This is a genomic window from Pseudomonas sp. ADAK2 (assembly GCF_012935755.1).
In the GTDB taxonomy this organism is placed as follows: Bacteria; Pseudomonadota; Gammaproteobacteria; order Pseudomonadales; family Pseudomonadaceae; genus Aquipseudomonas.
The window spans coordinates 1,794,213-1,813,571 of sequence record NZ_CP052862.1 but is presented as its reverse complement, the minus strand read 5'-3'; the positions used below and the strand labels follow the sequence as shown (position 1 = coordinate 1,813,571).

At 60.1% G+C, this 19,359-nt stretch carries 15 protein-coding genes; 10 read left to right on the top strand and 5 right to left on the bottom strand.

Annotated features, from left to right (window positions below; all coding sequences use genetic code 11):
- Positions 1 to 2: 2 nt before the first annotated feature.
- The gene (locus HKK52_RS08370) at positions 3 to 920 is read right to left on the bottom strand and encodes a LysR family transcriptional regulator (protein WP_169370417.1); all 918 of its coding nucleotides are present in this window, start codon (positions 918 to 920) and stop codon (positions 3 to 5) included.
- Between the two features lie 97 nt (positions 921 to 1,017).
- Here HKK52_RS08370 and HKK52_RS08365 point away from each other — a divergent pair, with 97 nt between their 5' ends.
- The 4 genes from HKK52_RS08365 to HKK52_RS08350 all read left to right on the top strand — a co-directional run bounded on the left by HKK52_RS08365 (position 1,018) and on the right by HKK52_RS08350 (position 6,661).
- Positions 1,018 to 1,869, top strand: a complete 852-nt coding sequence (locus tag HKK52_RS08365) for an AraC family transcriptional regulator (protein ID WP_169370416.1) — start codon at positions 1,018 to 1,020, stop codon at positions 1,867 to 1,869.
- A 108-nt stretch (positions 1,870 to 1,977) separates the two neighbouring features.
- Positions 1,978 to 3,804 carry a DUF1302 domain-containing protein gene (locus HKK52_RS08360; RefSeq protein ID WP_169370415.1) on the top strand — a complete coding sequence of 609 codons (1,827 nt, stop codon included), beginning with the start codon at positions 1,978 to 1,980 and terminating at the stop codon, positions 3,802 to 3,804.
- 11 nt (positions 3,805 to 3,815) lie between these two features.
- Positions 3,816 to 5,153 carry a DUF1329 domain-containing protein gene (locus HKK52_RS08355; RefSeq protein ID WP_169370414.1) on the top strand — a complete coding sequence of 446 codons (1,338 nt, stop codon included), beginning with the start codon at positions 3,816 to 3,818 and terminating at the stop codon, positions 5,151 to 5,153.
- A 164-nt stretch (positions 5,154 to 5,317) separates the two neighbouring features.
- The gene (locus HKK52_RS08350) at positions 5,318 to 6,661 is read left to right on the top strand and encodes a DUF1254 domain-containing protein (RefSeq protein WP_169370413.1); all 1,344 of its coding nucleotides are present in this window, start codon (positions 5,318 to 5,320) and stop codon (positions 6,659 to 6,661) included.
- Positions 6,662 to 6,946: 285 nt separating this feature from the next.
- On the opposite strand, the gene HKK52_RS08345 is transcribed toward HKK52_RS08350, so the two are convergent.
- On the bottom strand, positions 6,947 to 8,923 hold the full coding sequence (locus tag HKK52_RS08345; protein ID WP_169370412.1) for an alkyl/aryl-sulfatase: 1,977 nt from the start codon (positions 8,921 to 8,923) through the stop codon (positions 6,947 to 6,949).
- 105 nt (positions 8,924 to 9,028) lie between these two features.
- On the bottom strand, positions 9,029 to 10,981 hold the full coding sequence (locus HKK52_RS08340; RefSeq protein ID WP_169370411.1) for an acyltransferase family protein: 1,953 nt from the start codon (positions 10,979 to 10,981) through the stop codon (positions 9,029 to 9,031).
- A 205-nt stretch (positions 10,982 to 11,186) separates the two neighbouring features.
- Between HKK52_RS08340 and HKK52_RS08335 the strand changes: the two genes are divergently transcribed.
- The 6 genes from HKK52_RS08335 (at position 11,187) to HKK52_RS08310 (ending at position 17,108) form a co-directional block, all read left to right on the top strand.
- Complete coding sequence (locus tag HKK52_RS08335; protein ID WP_169370410.1) at positions 11,187 to 11,855, top strand: ABC transporter ATP-binding protein; 669 nt, start codon at positions 11,187 to 11,189, stop codon at positions 11,853 to 11,855.
- A gap of 1 nt (position 11,856) precedes the next feature.
- Entirely contained in the window at positions 11,857 to 14,328 is a 2,472-nt protein-coding gene (locus HKK52_RS08330; protein WP_169374210.1) for an ABC transporter permease, read from the top strand.
- Entirely contained in the window at positions 14,318 to 15,370 is a 1,053-nt protein-coding gene (locus HKK52_RS08325) for a lipocalin-like domain-containing protein (protein ID WP_169370409.1), read from the top strand. The genes HKK52_RS08330 and HKK52_RS08325 overlap by 11 nt, the downstream gene beginning before the upstream one ends.
- A 62-nt stretch (positions 15,371 to 15,432) precedes the next feature.
- On the top strand, positions 15,433 to 15,675 hold the full coding sequence (locus HKK52_RS08320; protein ID WP_169370408.1) for a hypothetical protein: 243 nt from the start codon (positions 15,433 to 15,435) through the stop codon (positions 15,673 to 15,675).
- An 11-nt stretch (positions 15,676 to 15,686) separates the two neighbouring features.
- Positions 15,687 to 15,854: a hypothetical protein gene (locus HKK52_RS08315; RefSeq protein ID WP_169370407.1), complete on the top strand. Its 168-nt coding sequence runs from the start codon at positions 15,687 to 15,689 to the stop codon at positions 15,852 to 15,854.
- A 429-nt stretch (positions 15,855 to 16,283) separates the two neighbouring features.
- The gene (locus HKK52_RS08310) at positions 16,284 to 17,108 is read left to right on the top strand and encodes a VanW family protein (protein ID WP_169370406.1); all 825 of its coding nucleotides are present in this window, start codon (positions 16,284 to 16,286) and stop codon (positions 17,106 to 17,108) included.
- Positions 17,109 to 17,162: 54 nt separating this feature from the next.
- On the opposite strand, the gene HKK52_RS08305 is transcribed toward HKK52_RS08310, so the two are convergent.
- Both HKK52_RS08305 and HKK52_RS08300 read right to left on the bottom strand, forming a co-directional pair.
- A complete protein-coding gene (locus HKK52_RS08305; RefSeq protein ID WP_169370405.1) occupies positions 17,163 to 18,188 on the bottom strand; it encodes a hypothetical protein in 1,026 nt (341 codons plus the stop codon).
- Positions 18,189 to 18,659: 471 nt separating this feature from the next.
- Positions 18,660 to 19,130, bottom strand: a complete 471-nt coding sequence (locus HKK52_RS08300) for an SMI1/KNR4 family protein (protein WP_169370404.1) — start codon at positions 19,128 to 19,130, stop codon at positions 18,660 to 18,662.
- Positions 19,131 to 19,359 lie beyond the last annotated feature (229 nt).

The following is a 19,359-nucleotide window of genomic DNA, read 5'->3' as shown; positions in this document are numbered from 1 at the left end:
TGTCATCCCTCCGCCAGCAACCGCCGATCCACCGTCAGAATCGCCTCAATCATCGCCAGCGCCGCCGGGGTCAGGGAGTAACCGGCGCGGCTGACGATGCCGTAATGCAGCTGCAAACCGGGGTCGTCGCTGGGTACGTCGGCAAACTCCAGCAGGCGGATCAACCCCTGATCGGCCAGTTCGGTGAGCGCTTCCATCGTCGCCAGGCCCACGGCGTCGGAGTACATCACCACTCGGCGGATCGCATCGAATTGCGCGCATTCGACACTCGGGTTGAAGTCCGGCTCGCCCTGGATGTCGGCGAGGATCTTGCGAATCATCGGCGGAATCCGCGTGCCGACCACGGCGTAATCGAGCAATGCCCGCAGGGACAAACCCTTGCGCCCCGCCAACGGGTGATCGACACGGCAGAAGAACCTTCCACGCCGTGGTCGCAACAGCTGCACCTGATATTGCGGATCGCCGGTGAAGTAGCGCGCATCGGCCACCAGGAATTCAATCTGCTGCTCGCGCAACCACAGCGACAGTTGCTCCCAGTCGCCCAAATGAAAACGCGTACGGATCGCCGGATGCGCCTGGATGAATTCGGCCAGTGCAGCGGGCACCAACAACTGTGCCGGATAAGGGCCACTGCCGAACTGCAGCTCGCCGCCGGTCAAGCCGTTGTACTGGGTCAGTTCGTTGTGCAAGGCCTGGCTGCCGGCGAGCAAGCGCCGGGCGTGTTGCAGCACCAGTTCGCCCTGGCCGGTGAGGCGAAATTCACGGCTGCTGCGTTCGACCAAGGCGCAATCGAGGTCCCGTTCCAGGGTCTGGATGCTGCGGCTGAACGCCGGTTGACTCAGGTTGATCGCCTCGGCCGCGCGGCCAAAACTGCGGTAATCGGCGAGGGCGACCAAGTGGCGAAGCTGGCGTAGATCCATCATGCGTCTCCTGCATTCTGAGGATACTTTTAATGCATTTGATCGATATCACAACGACTGGCATAAGTACACGCCTGCCCACTCGATGTCATCTGCCATGCCTGACCAACCCTTTGCCTCCAGTGCATTTACCCGCACCATTCTCAGCCACGCCCAACAGTCGGGCTTGTGCCAGGACCAACTGCTGGCACGGGCCGGCATCAGCCTGTCGTGGCTCGACGGCCAAGGGCAGCACATCCCCGCGCACCTGGTGGAACAACTGTGGAATGAATGCGAGAGCGCCGGTGCCGGTGCGACGTTCGGCTGTGAACTGGTCAACGGCATGGCGACGGCTTGCCTGCAGGGCTTGAATATCCTGCTCGATTCCGCCGCGACCCTGCGCGCGAGCCTGGCCTGTTTCGTCGAGTTCCTGCCACGGGTGACCAATTGCGTGGTGGCGGAACTTGAGGAGGTCGACGGCCAGGCTCGATTGCATGTGCGCGCAGCCGGGCAATTGCCGCATTACTTTGGCCTGGATGCGGCGACGTTGAGCCTGGTGCGCAACATCGCCCGGCGTGTCGGGCGGGCGCCGGGCGAGGTGTTTATCGCCGTCAGCCTGACCTCGCAGCAGGCGGCCGGCCCATGGCTGCACAGCGTCGGCATCGCGGTTGAAGAGGGGCCATACCCGTGTCTGACACTGCCACTGGCCAGCCTCGACCAACCGTTGCTCGGGGCCAATCCATTCCTGCATCAGAGCATGCTTCGGCGCTGGCAAACCGAGGCTGCGCAACACGCTCGCAGTGACAGCCTGGACATGGCGCGGCATTGGCTGACCGCCGGTGACCAACCCATCGAGCGCATTGCCGAGCGCCTCGGGTATCGCCAGCCGAGCAACTTTATTCGCGCCTTTCGCAAACAGTTCGGCATCACGCCCAAGCAGTTTCGGCTGGGTTGTGCCGAGCCGGTTTAACACCGCGAACGCACGCTGATGATTACTTTTTGTCGGCCATCGCTTGCGTGTGCCGGCTGAGAGTTGGGCACCGTGTCCGGGCTGAGTAATCCTGACCGGAGCCTAATAATGATAAGAAAATGCTCGGCCACCGCCGGAGTCCGCCCGCGACGCCATCGGCTTGGCCAAACCCGCCCGCAGCCCCTTGCGCTGGCGGTGCTTGCCGTCCTCGCGGGACCTTCGTATGCCACCAGTTTTGACATTAATGACGACTGGACACTGTCGACCAAAACCACCTTGACCCTTGGCAGTAGCTGGTCAACGCAAAACCCCGACAAGCGCCTGATGACCCGCGCCAACGCGTTGCAGGCCCAAGGCGTGCGCGCCAATGGCACCAGCGTCAGCGCCGACGACAACCGGCTCAATTTCGAGAAGGGCGATCCGGTCTCGCAGAACTTCAAGGGCCTCACCGATTTCAGTCTCGATGGCCAGGGTCAGGGCGCATTCGTGCGCTTCAAATACTGGTACGACCATGCCTACGAAACCCGCGACGGGCGCTTCAAGCAGTTCGACGATTCGGGTTGGGACGACCTGTCGAAATTCCAGGGCTTCAAGATGCTCGACGCCTACGTCTGGAAGGACTTCCAGGTGGCCGACCGTCCGCTGACGGTGAAGGTCGGCAACCAGGTGTTGTCCTGGGGCGAATCGCTGCTGATCCAGAACGGCATCAACGTGATCAACCCGCTGGACGTCTCGGCGTTCAACCGTCCGGGGGTGGAGATCAAGGAAGGCCAGTTGCCGGTGGAAATGCTGTCCTTCAGCTTCGGCCTGTCGGACAGCCTCAACCTCGAAGGCTTCTACCAATACAACTGGCGCCCCAGCGCGCTCGATGGCTGCGGCACTTTCTTCGCCAGCAGCGATGTGATCCAGAAGGGTTGCGGACCGTTGTACCTGAGCCAGGTGCAGACCGATCAACAGATGCAGGCGGCCGGGTTGTACGCCTCGCCTCGGGGCAATGAATCGCCGTCCGACAACGGCCAGTTCGGTTTCGCCCTGCGCAACATGATCCATTCGCTGAACGATGCCGAGGCGGCGATCTACTACATCAACTATCACTCGCGGCTGCCGTATTTCACCCTCGATGCGAAGAACACCAGCCTGCCCGGCACCTTCCCCGGTGGCGTCCAGGCGCCGAGCTACGCGGCGGCGTTTCCGGAGAATATTCACCTGTATGGCATCAGCCTCAATGGCGTCGAGCCGATCAGCGGGATTTCCCTGGCCGGCGAGCTGAGCTATCGGCCGAACATGCCGTTGGCGATCAATGCGCCGGACATCAACGTGGCGGTGATTTCCGGGCCGGGCGGCAGTTCCTGGGTCGACTTGCCGGCCGGTTTCAATATCAACAACGGCAGTCGCTACGACGGCTGGGTGCGCAAAGGCGTATGGCAGATGACGGGCTCGGCGACCCAGGCATTCGACAACGTATTGGGCGCGACCCGATTGAGTCTGTTTGGGGAGGTTGGCGTGGTGCACATCGACGACCTCGGTGACGAGCGTCTGGGCCGCAATGCCGCGTTCGGCCGCAGTGCGCCGCGCAATGGCACGGCCTGCAACACCGTGGCCTCGGGCGTGACCAATCAGTATTGCACTGACAAGGGTTTCGCCACGCCGTGGTCCTGGGGTTATCGCCTGCGCGCCAGCCTCGAATACAGCGACGTGTTGCCCGGTATCAACCTGATCCCGGCGGTGAATTGGCGGCATGACGTCTCGGGTTATTCCTACGATCCGCAAGGGCCGTTCCAGGAAGGCCAGCAAGCCCTGGGCGTGAGCCTGACCGGCACCTACCTCAACGATTACAGCGTGGAACTGGCCTACAACGCGTTCTTCGGTTCCAACGACTACAGCACCCTCGACGACCGCGATTTCGCATCCGTCAGCTTCAAGGCAGACTTCTAAGGAGAACCGTTATGCGTATGCAATTGTGCGTGCTGGCGCTGGCCTGCACCGTCGGCCTGGCCCAGGCCAAAGGCACCGATACCGCCGCCCTCGGCAAGACCCTGACCCCCATGGGTTCGGAAATGGCAGCCAACGCCGACGGCAGCATTCCGGCCTGGACCGGCGGCCTGGCGAGCAACGCCGGCACCGTCGACAGCAAGGGCGGATACAGCGATCCGTTTGCCGCCGAAAAACCGTTGTTCACCATCGACGGGAAGAACGTCGCGCAGTACCAGAAATTTCTCAGCCCAGGGCAAATCGCCTTGTTCAAGCGCTTCCCCGACAGCTACAAGATGAACATCTACCCGAGCCATCGCAGCGCCAACCTGCCCAAGGAGGTGTTGGCGCAGAGTCGCGACAACGTCGCCAAAACCAGCCTGGCCGATGGCGGCAACGGCTTGCACGATTACGCTCGCGGCATTCCGTTTCCACTGCCCACCGAGGGCCTGGAGGTGATGTGGAACCACATGACCCGTTATCGCGGCGGCAGCTACGAGCGCATCAGCAGTTCGGCGCTGGTGCGGGAAAACGGCGCCACCAGTTACGTGCGCAACCAGTCGCTGATCAACTTCGCCGACACCGTGGGCGGCCTGGAACCGGGGGCCAACATGCTGTTCATGTTCAAGAGCCGGGTACTGGAACCGGCGCGGCTGTCCGGCGAAGCGGTGCTGGTGCACGAACCGATCGACCAGGTCGCCGAGCCGCGTTCGGCCTGGCAATACCTGCCGGGCCAGCGCCGGGTGCGTCGGGCGCCGATGATTGCCTACGACAACAGCGCCCGCTACAGCAACGGCCTGATCACCGCCGACAACATCGACGGCTACAACGGCGCGCCGGACCGTTTCGACTGGAAACTGATCGGCAAACAGGAGCTGTTCATTCCCTACAACAGTTACAAAATCGGCAGCCACAGCCTTAAGTACGACGAGGTGATCAAGCCCAACCACATCAATCAGGACCTGGCCCGTTACGAGAAACACCGGGTCTGGGTAGTGGAAGCGACCCTCAAGCCGAACGCCCGGCACATCTACGCCAAGCGCCGGTTTTATGTGGATGAGGACAGTTGGCAGATCGCCCAGTCAGACCAATACGACAGCCGTGGTGAACTGTGGCGCAGCGGCGAACTGCACGCGATTCAGCAGTACGACCATGGCTTCACCTACAACGTGCTCGAAACCTCGTACGACCTGATCTCCGGACGCTATTACGCCGGTGGCCTGGCCAACGAAGAGACCGAGCCGATGCGAGTCGGCTTCGCGGCCAAGACCGACGACTACACCCCGTCGGATCTGCGCCGCTGGGCCAAGTAATCCCGTCCTTGGCATGTTGATCGTTCCCACGCTCTGCGTGGGAATGCCTCAATGGACGCTCCGCGTCCGCTTTGGGACGCGAGCGTCTCGGGCTGCATTCTCACGCGGAGCGTGGGAACGATCAGCGTTGTGCGTGCTGATGTTTATTTGTCTGGAGACCTGATATGCGCTACTGGATTTCTGCTCTGGCCCTCGGCGCAAGCCTGGGCACTGTTCACGCTGCAACCCTCGATCAACCGCAAGCGAAGATGCTGGCGCAAGAGGCTTATGTCTTCGCCTACGCCACCGTCGAACACGACAAAGTCCTGACCGCCATCGCCGCGAAACTGCCGTTCAATCGGTTGTACAGCGAACCGCGTTTGCTCGGCCCGGAAGACAACAAAGTCGTCTCACCGAACAACGACACCTTCTACTCCCGCGCCTTGCTCGACCTGCGCGGCGAGCCGCTGGTGCTGGAAGTCCCCGAGGTGCAGGGGCGCTACTACAGCTTCCAACTGGTGGACATGCGCACCGACAACCTCGACTACATCGGCACCCGCGCCACGGGTAATCAACCGGGGCGTTACCTGATCGCCGGGCCGGACTGGCACGGTGAAGTGCCGGCGGGTTTCAGTGGGGTAATTCGTTCGCCCAGTCGCCTGGTGTTTTTGCTCGGGCGCACCGAGGTCAAGGGTGAAACGGACCTGAAAGACGCCGCGAAAGTGCTGATGGGCTATGCCTTGCAACCGTTGTCCCGCGTGGTGGGTGGCGTGGTGCCAGAACTGCCGGCACCGCTGCAACTGCCGCCATACCAAGACACCAAACAAGGGCCGGCCCAGGCCTTGTTCGGCACCTTCAATGCGTTGGCGCCGCTGCACGAGTGGACGCCAAACGAGCGCGAAAAACTCGCCCGTTTTGCCGCCATCGGCGTGAGACCCGGTGCGGCCTTCCAGCCACCGGCAGACCTGAGCGAAGCGATTGCCCAAGGCGCCGAAGCCGGTCGTGAGCAAGTACGCGTGGCCTCAAGCCAAGTGTCGGTGGAGCAGCAAGGCTGGTTTCGTTCGCCGGCCAATGTCGGCAAATTCGGCGACGATGACCTGACCCGCGCGGCGGTGGCCTGGCGCTACATCTACGCCAACGACCCGGTGGAAGCGGTGTACCCGATGGCCTTGCACGATGCCCAAGGGCAGATGCTGGATGGCCGCAACGCCTATCGCCTGCATTTCCCCGCCGGGCAATTGCCGCCGGTGAATGCCTTCTGGTCCCTGACTTTGTATGACGGCAAAACCCAGTTGCTGGCGGCCAATCCGATCCAGCGTTATGCCCTGGGCGATCGCAGCCCCGACCTGCGTTACGACGCCGACGGTGGCTTGACCCTGATCCTGCAACCCGGCGCTCCCGCACAACAGGGCAACTGGCTGCCGACCCCGCAAGGTCCGTTCAATCTATTGCTGCGCTTGTACCTGCCCAAGGCCGGGGCGCTGGACGGTGGTTATCAAATGCCGACGATTGCGCGGGTTGAGCCTTGATCGTCGGTCGATCGGGCGATCGGGCGATCAGAGCCCGCCATTGCAGGGCGAGATGCCTGGGGTTGAGGTGGTTTGATATCGTTCCCACGCTCCGCGTGGGAATGCCTCTTGTGACGCTCTGTGTCACGCTTTGGGACGCGGAGCGTCCCGGGCTGCATTCCCACGCAGAGCGTGGGAACGATCAAGCAAAAGATCGCAGCCTCGTTTCACTCGACAGCTCCTACGTGTGAATGCGTAAGCCCTGTAGGAGTTGTCGAGTGAAACGAGGCTGCGATCTCTTGAACTTTACGGCGTCACAATATTGAACTGCGGACTGAACGTATCCAGGCTCCCCAGCAACTCCCCAAGTTTCTTCCCGTTCCCTTGCAACTTGATCAAGCCTTTCTGAATCGCCGTCGGGAAATCCAGCTGCTTGAGGCTGATCTGTTCCAGCGTCGTCTTGCTCAAACTCACACTGGCATCCGCCGCTGCATTGAGGCCTGCGCGGTGGGTCAGCACGCCATTGCGCAGGGTCAGGTTGAAGTCCTTGTTCTTCTGGTCCTCGAACGTCCAGTTCAGCGTCAAGTCATGCCCCACGGCCTTGTCGCTGTCGAGACGAATCGCCAGGTAATCGAAGAACATGTCCGGCGTCATCGCCCGCACCATGTCCACCGACACTGAACTGCCGGCATGTTGCGGTACGCCGTTGCGCAGTTCCATGGCCCCGGTCAGGTACATGTTGCGCCAGGTGGCGTTCTCGCTCTGATAGCCCGTCTGCTCCAGGGCTTGGGCCTGGGCGCTACGGCCGGCGGCGTTGTCCGGTTCGGCGAAGAGCAACTGATTGCCCAATTGCGCAGCCCAACGATAGTCACCCTTGGCCATCGCCGCGCGCATCTTCTCGATCACTGCCGCGCCGCCACCCATGGCCTCGACGGTGCGCTGGGCAGTTTCCACGGGTGGCAGTGGATTGAGGTTGGCCGGGTTGCCGTCATAGAAACCCATGTAACGCTGATACACCGCCCGGGAATTGTGGCTCAGGGAGCCGTAATACCCACGGGTGTACCACTTCTGGTCGAGATCGCCGGGCAGCTTTTGCATGTTGTCGGCGATTTCCATCGGCGTCAGGCCCTGGTTCAACAGGTGCAAGGTGCGGTCGTTGAGGAAGGCGTACATGTCGCGCTGATCCGCCAGGAACGTGCGGATCCGCTCGCTGCCCCAGGTCGGCCAGTTGTGCTGGGCAAACAGCACGTCGCTCTTGTCGCCATAACGCGCCAGGCTGCTGTCCAGGTATTGCGCCCAGGCTTTGGCGTCACGCACTTGCGCACCGCGCGGGGTGAGGATGTTGTGCATCATTTGCGTGGCGTTTTCGGCCATGCACAAGGCGCGCAACTGCGGCAGGTAGAGGTTCATCTCCGACGGCGCTTCGGTGCCGGGGGTGAGTTGGAATTCCACCTCGATACCGGCGATGGTGCGGGTTTCCAGTTCCTTGCCGATCAGGTCGGTGGGCTCGATCAGGGTGATGGTGCCGCCCGTGGGCAGACTCTTGCCCATGCCTGAATCCACCTGACCTTTCTCGCCACGGGGCAGCAGACTGCCGAATTGGTATTGGGCGCGGCGGCTCATGGCGTTGCCGGCGTACACGTTCTCGCTCATCACGTGTTCCATGAACCCGGACGGCGCGAACACCTTGACCTTGCCGGCCTTGACGTCGGCCTCGTCGATGACCCCGCGCACGCCGCCAAAATGGTCAACGTGGGTGTGGCTGTAGATCACCGCCACCACCGGTTTGTGCGGACGATTGGCGTAGTACAGCGCCAGCGCAGCCTTGGCGGTTTCGGCCATGGTCAACGGGTCGATGATGATCAGCCCGTCGTCACCTTCGATGATGGTCATGTTGGCCACATCGAGGCCGCGCACCTGATAGATCTTCGGGCTGACCTCGAACAAGCCGGCGTGTGCACTGAGCTGGGCCAGGCGCCACAGACTCGGGTTGACCGACTCCGGCGACTTGTCGTTCGCCAGGAAGTCGTAAGCCGAGACATCCCAGATGACCTTGCCGGCCGCATCCTTGACCTGGCCCTTGAACGGCGCGATCAAGCCACGGCTGACCGACTCATAGTCCGTACGGTCGCTGAACGGCAAGTGTTGCAGCACCGCTGCGTTTTGCGTGGCAGTGATCGAACTGGCACTGGCCGGTTCATCGACGGCGTAGACCGATTGCGTCAGGCAAGCGGTGATCAAGCAGGCCAACAGGCCACGAGGGCTTAAAGTGAAACGAGGCATGGCGTCTCCGGTTTTTATCGTTATGGTTAGACCAGCCTCGAGGGTAGGGCGCCCGTCGTGCGGGGCGGCAATCGTCAACGGACAAAAACCATGCAGTGGGCCGTTTTATCGTGCCGGCGCTTGGCTCGGCGTCGCAAGCAATGCCGACGCCTGCGCGTTGGCAGGCCTCGTGTGATCGGCCAACAAAGAGTCGCCCCGGTTCAGCAATGTCTGGCCAATGAAACGCGAACCCACTTCGCTGAGGTGGGCATTGTCCAGGTACAACAACGTGCCCTGAATGATCGGGCTGCAAATACCGTTGGGGCAAATCACCACATTGGGATCAATAAAGCGAACCTGAGGCAACGCCTGCCGCACATCAGCCCAATAGGCGGGCAGTGCACTTCGCTTCACCGAGCAGTCGCGATCAATGCCGAACATCAAGCGGCGGATGGGACAGCTCGCGGCCTTTTCAATCGGCTGGTTACTCAAGATGACGATAACCTGGCCGCTGTTCTCGACCACCCGCTGAATACTCGCCTTGACCATGTCCCTGGCGGCTTCATTCTTCGGCCAGATCCCCGCGAGGACGACGTAGGGATATTTATTCTGCTGGATCAACTCGAACACGCGCTCGTTGCGTTTCACACAATGGGTGGCATACACGGCGGACATTCCTGCGGTGTAGCCCATGATCGGCGGGCAGGAGTCCATGGTGTAATCCATGAGCGTGATGCCGTTGGGCTTGGCCAGGACATCGACCATGCCGGTGAAGTGATTGGCGAACGAATCACCGATCATGATGCCGTCGATCCGTGGCTTATCGGCCCCCACCCGGCAGGCCGCGCTGGGTTCGGTGCGGTACAGCGCATTGGTCACGTGGCACCCCCGACGAATCTCGCTGGGCTTGCTCAGCGTCATCGCCTCCAGCGTCGCCACTTCGGGGCTGAAGCGCTGCGTAAAGCCATTCCATTGCACACTCAGCCCGGCCAACACCGCCAGCCCCAATGCAGGGAGGGCAAAGCGCCGGGTAAACACCTGGTGCAAATGCATCGCGGCACCGTTGCGTCGAAACGGCACCTCGACATAACGCCAGGATAGCCACGAGAGCAGGATCGAGGTCGCGACCACCAGCATCGCTGCGGCAAGATTGAGGTGAATGCCGAGGTAGTTGAGATAGGCAATCAGCGGCCAATGCCATAGGTAAAGCGAGTAAGAGATCAAGCCGATAAATACCATCGGCCGGCTGGTCAACAAGGTCGAGCGAAAGTCGCCGCTGCCGGCCAGGATCAACAGGAAGGCGCCCAGGCACGGGATCAGCGCATTGATCCCGGGGAAGTTGGAATCGGCGTTCAATGTCCCCAGCGCAAACCCGATTAATAGGTACCCGGCCAGCGCATAACTGTGGGCCCGCAGCCTGCCAAGGGGGCGCGGCTGGTACAGATAAATCCCCAGCAGCCCTCCCAGCATCAGCTCGAAAAACCGCGTGGGCAACAGGTAGTAAGCGGCCGTAACGAACAGGCCGGTGCCGTACTCCGAAATCCCCACCGCGACCATCACGCCGAGGCCCACTATCGGCAATACATAACGCGGTGCCAGGCGCACCAGCAGGACGATAAACAGCGGCCAGATCACGTAGAACTGCTCTTCAATCCCCAGCGACCAGGTATGCAGCAAGGGCGCCTCTGTGGCATCGGCGGCGAAATAGTTGCCGTACTTCATCCAGATGTAGATGTTCGAGACACCCATCAAGGAAAACAGCGCGCTGACGTTGAGCCGAATCAGATCGACCGGTGAAAGAATGAATACCCCGGCAATCACACTGGCCAACAGCACCGTGATCAGGGCCGGAACGATGCGGTTGATGCGTCGCTGGTAAAAGCCCTTCAGCGAGAACGTCTTGCGCTTGATCTCGGCGTAAACCTGGGAAGTGATCAGGAAGCCCGAAATGACAAAGAAGATATCAACCCCGACGAACCCGCCCGGTAGCAGGCTCGGTTTGAGGTGGTGGATCAACACCGCAACCACCGCCACCGCGCGAAGTCCGTCGATGTCCCGACGGTAATTGTTTTGTGTCATCCCTTGGCCATCCATCCGGGCGTTGATCCGAGGTGGACCGCCGACCGCCTAATGCTCGCCGCGTCGTCGCGCGGCAAACAACTGTCAGAAATGACGGTTTTTAATAACTTTTCGCGATAGGTTTTATTTAGGTTTTGCGCGGATGATTACGTGTTCAACCGGACGTCCGCTATCCTTGCCTCACGTTCACCCATCAGGTTTTCCCATGCTTTTGGTCCAAGGCGTCTTCAAAAGCTACGCCACCCCGCAAGGTCCATTGCCAGTGCTGCAAGGCATCGACCTCACCTTGAAACCCGGCAGCAGCCTGGCGCTAATGGGCGAGTCGGGCAGTGGCAAAAGCACCTTGCTGCACCTGATCGCCGGGTTGGACAAGGTCGACAGCGGCAGCATCCGCAGCGGCGAGCATCGGCTGGAGCGGATGAACGAAGGGCAATTGGCGAATTGGCGGCGCAGCGAAATCGGCCTGGTGTTCCAGCAGTTCAACCTGATCGGCAGCTTGCGGGTGGAGGATAATCTGGCGTTCCAGGCACGCCTTGCCGGGCGCCACGATGCGCGTTGGCAGGCGCATCTGGTGCAGCGACTGGGCTTGAGTGATTTGCTGAAGCGTTACCCGGAGCAGTTGTCCGGCGGCCAACAGCAACGGGTCGCACTCGGTCGCGCGTTGGCCTCGCAACCGAAACTGCTGCTGGCGGATGAACCCACCGGTAGCCTCGATGAAGCGACCAGCGACGAGGTGTTGAAGTTGTTGCTGGAGTTGCTCGACGACACGCCTACGACTTTATTGATGGTCACCCATAGCCCACGGGTGGCGGCGCGTCTGGCGGAAAAAGTGGTGCTGCATCATGGCCGTCTGGCTGACGCGGACGTGCGCTGAGGTGCGAGTCTTTCGTGAAACCTTGCGCGCGTTGCTGAGCCATTGGCGCCAGCACCCGGTACAGTTTTTCAGCGTGCTGACCGGGTTGTGGCTGGCCACCAGTTTGCTGACCGGGGTGCAGGCCTTGAACAGTCAGGCCCGGGAAAGTTATGCCAAGGCCAGTCAGTTGATCGGCGGCGAACCCCAGGCCAGCCTCAGCGCGCCGAGTGGCGGCGTCTTCTCTCAGCAATTGTTTGTCGACTTGCGGCGGGCGGGTTGGCCGGTGTCGCCGGTGCTGCAAGGCCGGCTGACGCTCAAGGGCCACGACGATCAGCGCTTGCAGTTGATGGGCATCGAGCCGGTGTCGTTGCCGGCCGGTTCGGCGGTGGCGGGGCAGGCGCTGGCGATGGAACGGATCGTCGAATTTTTCAGCCCGCCGGGCCGTACCTGGATTGCGCCGCAGACCTTACAGGCCTTGGGTTTACATGAAGGTGAAACGCCGATTTCCGAAAGCGGTCAGACCTTGCCGCCGCTGCATGCCCAACCGGACATGGCGCCCGGTGTGTTGCTGGTGGACATCGGCTTCGCCCAGCAAATCCTCGGCCTGCCGGATCAACTGTCGCGCCTGCTGTTGCCCAAGGATTTTCACGCGGCGCTTGCGGATCAATTCAAAGGCCAACTCCAACTCAAGACCAGCGGCGAAGAAAACAACCTTGCGCGCCTCACCGAAAGCTTTCACCTGAACCTCGATGCCCTGGGTTTTCTGTCCTTCGTGGTCGGCCTGTTCATCGTGCACGCGGCGATCGGCCTGGCGCTGGAGCAACGCCGGGGTTTGCTCCGGACCCTGCGCGCCTGCGGGGTCAGTGCGCGGATGTTGATTGGCTGCCTCGCTGTCGAATTGGGTGGCTTGGCGCTGATCGGCGGCATCGCCGGGGTCGCCAGCGGTTATCTGTTGGCCACTGTCCTGTTGCCGGACGTCGCCGCCAGTCTGCGCGGGTTGTACGGCGCCGAAGTGGCGGGGCAGTTGAGTTTGAGTCCATGGTGGTGGCTCAGCGGTGTTGGCCTGAGCCTGCTCGGCGCCTTGCTGGCCGGCGCCAACAGCCTGCTGCGCGCGGCACGTTTGCCGTTGCTGGCGCTGGCCAATCCGCAGGCCTGGCATCAGGCTCATGCGCGGTGGTTGCGGCGCCAGGGTTGGGTCGCCGCATTGGCGGCAGTGATCGCGCTGCTGGCATTGATCTTGGGCGACAGCCTGGCCAGCGGTTTTGTGCTGATGGCCGCGTTGCTGCTTGGCGCGGCACTGGCGCTGCCGGTGTTGCTCAACGCCGTGCTCAACCTGGTGCTGCACCGCAGTCGTACGGTGCTCGGCCAATGGTTTCTTGCTGATTGCCGCCAGCAACTGCCGGCCCTGAGCCTGGCGCTGATGGCGTTGCTGCTGGCGCTGGCGGCGAACATCGGCGCCGGCAGCATGACCGCCGGGTTCCGCCAGACCTTCAGTGACTGGCTCGAACAACGCCTCACCGCCGAGCTTTACCTCAACCCGCAAAACCCGGCCCAGGCCCGCGAGTTGCAAACCTGGCTCAAACAACAACCGCAAGTCACTGCCGTGTTGCCGAGCTGGCAAGTGTCGATCCAGTTGCAAGGCTGGCCAGCGGACGTCTACGGCGTGATCGACCATCCCAACTACCGCCAGCACTGGCCGCTGCTGGAAGCGGTGGGGGACAACCCGTGGGAGCGCCTGGCCAAGGACGACACGGTGATGCTCAGCGAACAACTGGCGCGGCGCTTGAAAGTGCAGTTGGGTGATCACCTGACGATCCCGACGCCGAATGGCTCGTGGTCACCGCGAGTGGTCGGGATCTACGCCGACTACGGCAATCCCAAGGGTCACGTGCTGGTCAACGTCAATCACCTGCTGCGCGGCTGGCCGCAGCTCACGCCGAACCGTTTTAACCTGCGTATCGACCCGACGGCGACCCCGTCATTCCTTGTTGCGCTGCAAAATCGTTTCGCGCTGGACGACAACCGCATCGTCGATCAGGCGCGTCTCAAGGGCTGGTCGACCCAAGTGTTCGAACGCACCTTTGCCGCCACCGCCGCGCTCAACAGCTTGACCCTCGGCGTGGCCGGCGTCGCGCTGTTCATCAGCCTGCTGACCCAGAGCCAGAGCCGCCTCGGCCAACTCGCGCCGCTGTGGGCGCTGGGCGTCACGCGGCGGCAACTGATGCTGCTCAACCTCGGGCAAACCTGGTTGCTGGCGCTGCTGACGCTGGTCTTGGCGCTGCCGCTGGGCATTGCTCTGGCGTGGTGCCTGGACTCGGTGATCAACGTCCAGGCCTTCGGCTGGCGCCTGCCGTTGCGAGTGTTTCCATTGCAACTGGTGCAGTTGATGGGGCTGGCAGGGCTCGCCACGTTGCTGGCGTCGGCGTGGCCGCTGTACACCTTGTATCGCACCCGGCCGGCGGATCTGTTGAGGACGTTTGCTCATGAAGATTAAGGCCGGGCTGTTGATTTTGGCTTTGTTGAGCGGTTGTGATAACTCGGCACCCGATGAAAAAGGCTTCGCCGGGATGGGCGGCGAGGCGTCCGCGTTTACCCCGGTGGTGCCCGGTCGAGTGTTCAGCTTTCCGGCGGATCATGGGCCGCATGATGGTTTTCGTATCGAGTGGTGGTACGTCACCGCCAATCTCAAGGACGCTCAAGGCAACGAGTTTGGCGTGCAGTGGACGTTGTTTCGCAGCGCCTTGAAGGCTACGCCCGAGGTGGCGGGCTGGAGCAACCAGACGATCTGGCTCGGGCATGCGGCGGTCACCTCGGCAACGGTGCATCACGCTGCTGAACGCTATGCGCGAGGCGGTGTGGGTCAGGCAGGTGTGAACGTGGCGCCGTTCAAGGCGTGGATCGATGATTGGCAATTCAGCGGTCCTATGACCGATTTGCAGCTCAGCGCGTGGGACCAGAGGTTCAGCTATCAACTGCGGCTGACGTCCAGCCGTCCGCTGGTGCTTCAGGGCGATCATGGTTTCAGTCAAAAATCCGAACAAGGCCAGGCCTCGTATTACTACAGCCAGCCGTTTTTCCAGGCCAATGGTTCGCTGGAGATCGACGGCAAAACCTACACCGTCAGCGGCCCGGCGTGGCTTGACCGCGAATGGAGCAGCCAGCCGCTGACCGCCAACCAGACGGGCTGGGACTGGTTTTCCCTGCACCTGGACAGTGGCGAACAGGTGATGCTCTACCGCATGCGGCAAAAGGACGGCGCGCCTTTTGTGACGGGCACCTGGATCGACGCCCAGGGCAAAACGCAGTTATTGCATGGCGCCGACATCAGCCTCACGCCCGAGGACACCGCCAAGGTCGCCGGCCGAGCCATGCCTGTGCGTTGGTCGATAAAAATCCCCGATAAACACCTGGCTATCAGCATTAACGCGCTGAACCCGAATGCATGGATGGATTTGCGCATTCCGTATTGGGAAGGGCCGGTGCGGTTGAGCGGCAGTCATGCGGGGCAGGGGTATCTGGAAATGACCGGTTATTGAATCGGAACTCTCGCCGCAACGACGTCCTCCTACGTTATGAAGCCCGTTCCCTGGAGTCCGCCATGAGCGACGACCTCAAACCCCCGGATCTCGCCACTTGGCAACGCCTGTTCGACGACAAGGCCTACTGGCAACAATCCCCCGACGCCCACTACAGCGAACTGCTGCGAGTGGCCGACGACTTGCTGGGGCAGGGCGCCATCGACCTCGAGCAATGGCAAACCCTGAAAGCCAAGGCCGAGCAATCCCACAAGGACTCGCCCGCCGTCAACGTCGCCGAGGAAGTCGACGACCCTGAAGCCTGAGGAGGCCCCATTTGAAACCCATCACCGAATCCGAACACCCCGACGAACCCCGGCCACCCGGCGAAACCGAGCGCGACAACGACGCCCTGCGCCCCACCGACCCGACCAAGCGCAAGGAAAACAGCAAGGGTACCGACAGCGGCGAATCCACCGCCCAGGAAACTGCGAACACTCCCTGATTGGCGGCAATGGTCATCGGCAAAAAAGCGTTATTGTCACTTACACCGATATCATTGAAAGTGAATCGACAACACAAAATCTGAGTAGTAGCTCTACATAAACTGATTATTCTTGTACGACTCTTGTATAAGAATAATCAGCTTAACGTTCCAGTTGGTGAGTTTGGTGTTTGTAAGTTTGATGTCGATAAATATCCACACAAAGTTGTGGGCATGAAATTTCATGTATATGTATGCGGACATCTTCGCCAACTTCTATTAATATGCGTTGCGTTCGCCCAGTGTCAGGGCTCTTTACCGGTGCATGGATTGCCAGGCCATTACACTGGGCGAACACCTTCTTTTAGTGCGACACGCACTTGCAGCAATACGTTAAGATGCGCGGCTTTTTACTCAAGGAAGAAAACGGCCGCCGCCGATCTGACACGGATGAAACCACTTTCCCTCTACCACCCGGCCCTCTACTGGCTTCGCGTGTGGCAAAAACGACTGTTCCGCCAACTGTCCTGGCGCTATTCCCGTAAGACATTCGCCGTGTCGCTGGACAGTACCCGCTTGCCGTTTCGCTACCTCAAGCACACCTCCAAACTGATTCGAAAACTGGGCAATTCCGATATTGCACTGCAACATAACAAAGTCATTAACCTGAAACTTGCAGTGGCTTCTGTCGACGGTGTCGTCATTGCCCCGGGCGAATATTTTTCCTTTTGCCGGTTAGTGGGTCGACCGACTCGTCGACGCGGGTACGTCGAAGGCATGGAATTGTCCTTCGGTGAGGCACGCACGGGCGTCGGTGGCGGGATCTGCCAATTGAGCAACCTGATCCACTGGATGGCGATTCACTCGCCGCTGGTGGTGGTCGAGCGGTCCAATCACAGCTTCGATCCCTTTCCCGATGAAGGCCGGGTATTGCCATTCGGTTCCGGGGCAGCGATTTTTTATAACTATGTTGATTTGGTGTTGTACAACCCGACGGATCGGCATTTTCAGTTGAAACTGAATGTCGGCGAGCAACAGTTGGAAGGGGAGTTGTTGTGTGATCGGGTGCGGGAGTTTCGCTATCACGTTTATCAACGGGCGCATCGATTTGTGCGCGACGGCGATCGGGTGTTTCGAGAGAACGAAATCTGGCGCGATGTAAGCACCAAAGGGCAGGAGAGTCAGTTGGTGAAGAGTGAACGTCTTTATCGAAATCGGGTGGTGGTCAAGTACGCGGTGGATGACGCGTTACTTGAAAGTCCGGTCGTCATATAAACAAACAGGTGATCACAAGATCACCTGTTTTTCATCTTTAGCATTTAAAGGTGATCAGACCTCTTTTCTCCAGGCAGTAAACGTAATCGCGGTGCCTTCATCCTCTTGATCCCGGATGTCGATTTTGTAGGTGCCGCCGCCAGCAACGCCGTCAACCCGTGCCTTTTCATCATTGGCTTGTAACTCGGCACCTTTGGCGTGCTGTTGGTAAAACCTCAGCACGTCGGCGAACGGCATATAAGTCTGCAACATGACCTCGAACTCATGCATGGGGCGGCCGTCAATCTGGTCGAACATACCCTCCATCGGGGAGCCTTTGATACCGGGCGAAATGTAAAATCCATCGGCGCCAACGCCCGATAGATAGGAATTCGTTGGCAGCAGCGGGAGCATCGCCTTCGGGAAGTCAGACGGCAATTGCGCAGTCGTCCAGGACGGTTTGTTCGGGGCAGTGGTGATGTATTCGACCGAGCCGATCTTCTGCGCCTTGGCGCGTGTTTCGGGATCTTCACTTTCAGCCCAATACGCCACCAGTGGCGGCAACTGTTTGCTCCAGACAATGATCGGGTCTGCGTCGCTCTTTTTCGCACCTTTGGCCTGGAAAATCGTCAGCACGGTTTCGGGCCCCGGGTTGCAGGACAACGTCTCCGTACGCGATTTCACGGTGCAATGCCCATTGACCAACCCCACGGCGATCAACTGCCCCTTTTCGTCCAACAACAGCGCGCCGCGCTCGTCGCCGTGGTTACCGTCATCCATGGCGGTCAGCATCGTGCGCCCGGCCGGCACGCCTTCCTCAAACGTCGTGAATTCTGAATCCAGGGCATCGAGTATCTGCGACACGATCAAACTGCCGTCGAGGGTGTAACTGCCGGTGGCGTAACCGATGAAATCAACCAACGCCGCGCGTATCGCCGGATCTTCATTGAGTTGAGGCGGCCGTGCGGCGGCGGGCGCGTTGGAGAGCTGCAGCACGGTGGTGCCGTCGGCGCGCTTTTCTGAACGAAGTGACAATGCCGCGGCATCAAGAGAAACAGACAACGCCAAAAGCAGGGCGAGGGGGCGTGCGATGGTAAACAAGGGTCATTCCTTTGCTGGGTGGTGATCCGGTTTCACTCGCCGACGGCCATGCGTCAGGCGGAAATGGGGGTATTCAACCTGTGTGGCAGTCAAAAAGCCAGATTAAACATTGGGTTGCGTTATCGGATTCGTCCATGCGGTGGGGATTTTTCAATTGATGTATGCACTTCGCTGGGGTGCGATATCAGACTTTATAAGTTTTTAATGGTTTAAAGACTTTCAAGGTCGAGGTTGCAGCCATAGGTTTTGAAATCATTTGCAGATAGTGCAGGGGGCTTTCTGCGAAGATAATTATAACAACCGATGTTTTCCAGTAGGTCGCTCGCATCCTCTATGTGATTAGCTACAGTGAATACATATTTGATAAATGCATTTTTCAGTAGGGTTTCGGGATGTTCTTGCGTCTTTAGAAAACCGCAAAGCCATTGCCAGTTAATTATGTGCAACTGGGTTCCCCAGCCGAGCCCTATCCTACTCTCGCCATAAGCCAACAAAATCATTAAAACTGTTAGCTACAAAGCCTGTACTGCCGGATTCTGGATCGAACATCTCGACAGTGGTGGAGCGTGTATTGAAAGTCAGACAAATAAGACAATCACCCGCATCCCTGGCAATGGCTACCCATCCAGTTGGCAGCCCGGCAACTCTGGTGTGCCAAACAATAGTGCCAGCCTTTAATGACGGGGAGAACGAGTAAAACTCGCTTATGCAGGTGCCTGCGCCAGATATTGAGTGCTGACTCAGAATGTCCAGGGCTAATGCACCCCATTCTTTTCCATTGTCTATTTTCAGGATCAGGAGCGGAATGCACTTTGTTCTGAAGCTAATAATATCCCGGACATCCAGTTCTCGCCGAATATGGTCATTTTCGTAGAGATCACACGTGAAGAAAAACCCTTTGCCGCCCATGGAAAGCTTTTGCTGAGAGCCAATCAGTGACATCTTGAAGTGCTGGGCAGGGCTGTCGCGCTACCTCGATGACGGGGCCATCTGAAGGATATACTTACGCCGCTGCCGACGCAGCGGGCGAGTGAGGTTGACCAGCTATTGCCGCACAGGTGGACGGACGAACGTGTCCATGCCCCATTTAAGCCGACCAATGCCCCCAGCCCACCGCGCCTTAAATACAGTGCTGGACGATTGAGGGTTGGCGAACGCAGCTGTTTTGATC

What these genes read in the sequence shown, in the direction of transcription:
- HKK52_RS08370 (WP_169370417.1), bottom strand. Translation starts at nt 920, where the DNA reads ATGGATCTACGCCAGCTTCGCCACTTGGTCGCCCTCGCCGATTACCGC.
- HKK52_RS08325 (WP_169370409.1), top strand. Translation starts at nt 14,318, where the DNA reads ATGAAGATTAAGGCCGGGCTGTTGATTTTGGCTTTGTTGAGCGGTTGT.
- HKK52_RS08360 (WP_169370415.1), top strand. Translation starts at nt 1,978, where the DNA reads ATGATAAGAAAATGCTCGGCCACCGCCGGAGTCCGCCCGCGACGCCAT.
- HKK52_RS08350 (WP_169370413.1), top strand. Translation starts at nt 5,318, where the DNA reads ATGCGCTACTGGATTTCTGCTCTGGCCCTCGGCGCAAGCCTGGGCACT.
- HKK52_RS08340 (WP_169370411.1), bottom strand. Translation starts at nt 10,981, where the DNA reads ATGACACAAAACAATTACCGTCGGGACATCGACGGACTTCGCGCGGTG.
- HKK52_RS08310 (WP_169370406.1), top strand. Translation starts at nt 16,284, where the DNA reads ATGAAACCACTTTCCCTCTACCACCCGGCCCTCTACTGGCTTCGCGTG.
- HKK52_RS08320 (WP_169370408.1), top strand. Translation starts at nt 15,433, where the DNA reads ATGAGCGACGACCTCAAACCCCCGGATCTCGCCACTTGGCAACGCCTG.
- HKK52_RS08365 (WP_169370416.1), top strand. Translation starts at nt 1,018, where the DNA reads ATGCCTGACCAACCCTTTGCCTCCAGTGCATTTACCCGCACCATTCTC.
- HKK52_RS08300 (WP_169370404.1), bottom strand. Translation starts at nt 19,130, where the DNA reads ATGTCACTGATTGGCTCTCAGCAAAAGCTTTCCATGGGCGGCAAAGGG.
- HKK52_RS08335 (WP_169370410.1), top strand. Translation starts at nt 11,187, where the DNA reads ATGCTTTTGGTCCAAGGCGTCTTCAAAAGCTACGCCACCCCGCAAGGT.
- HKK52_RS08355 (WP_169370414.1), top strand. Translation starts at nt 3,816, where the DNA reads ATGCGTATGCAATTGTGCGTGCTGGCGCTGGCCTGCACCGTCGGCCTG.
- HKK52_RS08345 (WP_169370412.1), bottom strand. Translation starts at nt 8,923, where the DNA reads ATGCCTCGTTTCACTTTAAGCCCTCGTGGCCTGTTGGCCTGCTTGATC.